Source organism: Methanobrevibacter sp. (assembly GCF_045577275.1).
Taxonomy (GTDB): domain Archaea; phylum Methanobacteriota; class Methanobacteria; order Methanobacteriales; family Methanobacteriaceae; genus Methanobrevibacter.
In genome coordinates this window covers 1-2,437 of the sequence record NZ_JAZNIB010000312.1, presented here as the reverse complement: position 1 = coordinate 2,437, position 2,437 = coordinate 1, and the positions used below count along the sequence as shown (strand labels likewise).

Annotated in this window: 4 protein-coding genes; 1 reads left to right on the top strand and 3 read right to left on the bottom strand. The window is 29.7% G+C overall.

Annotated elements, in window-relative coordinates; translation table 11 throughout:
* Positions 1-328 precede the first annotated feature (328 nt).
* The 3 genes from ACKI67_RS08930 to ACKI67_RS08920 all read right to left on the bottom strand — a co-directional run bounded on the left by ACKI67_RS08930 (position 329) and on the right by ACKI67_RS08920 (position 1,245).
* Complete coding sequence (locus ACKI67_RS08930) at positions 329-466, bottom strand: hypothetical protein (RefSeq protein WP_407463185.1); 138 nt, start codon at positions 464-466, stop codon at positions 329-331.
* A gap of 27 nt (positions 467-493) precedes the next feature.
* On the bottom strand, positions 494-628 hold the full coding sequence (locus ACKI67_RS08925; RefSeq protein ID WP_292788714.1) for a hypothetical protein: 135 nt from the start codon (positions 626-628) through the stop codon (positions 494-496).
* Between the two features lie 125 nt (positions 629-753).
* Positions 754-1,245 (bottom strand): type II toxin-antitoxin system antitoxin SocA domain-containing protein, encoded by a 492-nt coding sequence (locus ACKI67_RS08920; protein ID WP_407463184.1) that lies wholly within the window; start codon positions 1,243-1,245, stop codon positions 754-756.
* 248 nt (positions 1,246-1,493) lie between these two features.
* Between ACKI67_RS08920 and ACKI67_RS08915 the strand changes: the two genes are divergently transcribed.
* A partial coding sequence (locus ACKI67_RS08915; RefSeq protein WP_407463183.1) for an ABC transporter permease occupies positions 1,494-2,437 on the top strand: 944 nt, incomplete at its 3' end.

The window sequence follows — 2,437 nt, the reverse complement described above, 5'->3', positions numbered from 1 at the left end:
CATAATTTAATTTACATTTTTTCTGTAATTTAGTTTACAATTTTTCCATAACTTTTTAATTTTTTTGTATAATCTTTCATAATATTAACTATATAAAAGGTTTAATATAAATATTTTTAATAAATAACTGATAATTATCCTCTAAATTAAAAATTAAACATATATAACCATTTATAAATGAAAAAAAGAGTTTACTATACATAACTATTTATTAAAAAAGACAGTAACACTATATCACAATTTAAAAAAAAAAAGTTAAAAATGAAAAAATAGAGAAATGAAAAGATAAATAAAATATTTTAATCAAACTTTTTTTTAAAAGTTTGAGTTAGTCATCACCGTCTCCACCATTATAGAGTGAACCTGGTTCAAAAGGATCCAATGGATGAGTCCTCATCCAATATCCACAGTTCCAGCAACGACCGTCACTATCCAATGGATAACCGCAAATCGGACAAATAAGCATAATAATCACCTAAATAAATGAGCCTTTTCAAGGCAAGTATTCATCATTAAAATCATCATAGTCATAATCATCAGGACTTCCAAAATGAGCCATATATCCACATACCCAACAGTTTCCTTCGTCGTCTAATTCACTTCCGCAAGCAGGACATAAACCATACATAAAATTCCCCCTATAAAATCAAATATTTGTTTAATAATTATAATGATTATAGTTACATTTAAAGTTTTCTATATTTGTTTAAGAGGAAATAATACAAGAGACAATGAGATATAATAATCCATTAATCAATACTTGCGAATAGAATAAAGCTCATCCCTATAGAACACATGATTATAATCCAATTCACAGTCAAGATTAGACAATTTATAAGGCATATCCCCCCTCTGATAAATCAACAGATCAGTAGCGCTGAAATCGCTTAACTCATAAATGACACCGTCGATAATCATCTGTTCCTCTTTAGTAAAATTAAACAATGGAATTTGTCTTAAGTAATATCTTTTGATTAGGTAATAATAGTAGACCTCCTGCCTATAATACAAATTATTAGATCTTATCAGCTGATTCATAGTGTCATTGAAATGCTTTGGGACTATCCCAATCCTTGATTTTAAATAAACTTCATTAGTCAATGATTCGCCGTATAATTCATAATAATTGAAGTCAATGAAATAAATCAAAACCGAAATTACCGTTTTTCCAAGGTTTTCCTTATGTGTGCAACGTGATATAATGTATAGTATAATTTTTATGTACTTTTCTTTTTTAAAATCCATATTAAACACCAATCATTAATTCAATAATCAAATAAACCAAATAAAATGATTCAAATTTAATATTGTAAATTAAAAAAGAGTAACCATATGAACACTAGAATATTAGTTTCAACTTAGTATTAAAAGAAAAGAAAGAGCATATGAAAATTAATGGAAAACAATTAAAAATATTTATATAATATAAAATTAAAAGGTACCTATAGAAAATAATTTAAAGGTACCTTTAAAAAAATTATAGGAATAAGATTATGGATTTTAAAAAAACACTAAAAACTATAGGAAAGCTTCTTAGCCCTTTAAAAAAGAGCATAATCCCACTTATTCTCATTGTTGCATTCCTACTAATTGATGTTTACTGTAACCTGACTCTGCCTAAATACACTGCAGACATTGTAGACATAGGAATACAGAACACAGATTTTGACTACATAATAAGTGTAGGAACAATGATGATGGCTATGGTCTTAGTTGGGGTTTTAGCTACAATAGGGCTCTCATACTTCTCAAGTAAAGTATCAGCAGCTTATGGAAGAGATTTAAGAAAGATAAGCTATGATAAGATATTGAAGTTTTCAAACTTTGAATTGAACAAGATATCAAGAGCATCACTCATTACACGTAATACAAACGATGTATATCAAATACAAATCTTTTTAGGTCTGTTCTTTACAACAATACTCTTTTCACCGATATTAGGTATAGGAAGCATACTCAAGGCAATGGAACTTGGAACCAACCTTTTATGGATTATTGGAGTGACATTTGCCGCTGCAATCATACCTTTTATCATCATATTCATCAGAACCGTCCCTTACTTCAAGGTAATGCAGGAACTGACCGATAAGATCAACCAAATATCAAGGGAAATATTGTTGGGAATACCTGTCATCAAGGCATTCGTAAGACAGGAATACGAAGAGGAAAGATTTAGAGAAACAAATGAAGACTTCAGATCAGTGAACTTAAAGGTCTTCAGAATCCTTTTGGTCTTACTGCCTGCAATGACCTTACTACTGAACCTAATGATAGTTCTCATCCTATACTTTGGAGCATATGATGCAATACAAGGCAAGATATTAACCGGAACAATCATAGCATTCATCCAATACGCTACACAAATCGTAATGGCATTCTTGATGATGGGCGGATTCCTTGTCATGATTCCAAGGATTTTGGTATCTGGAAGACGTGT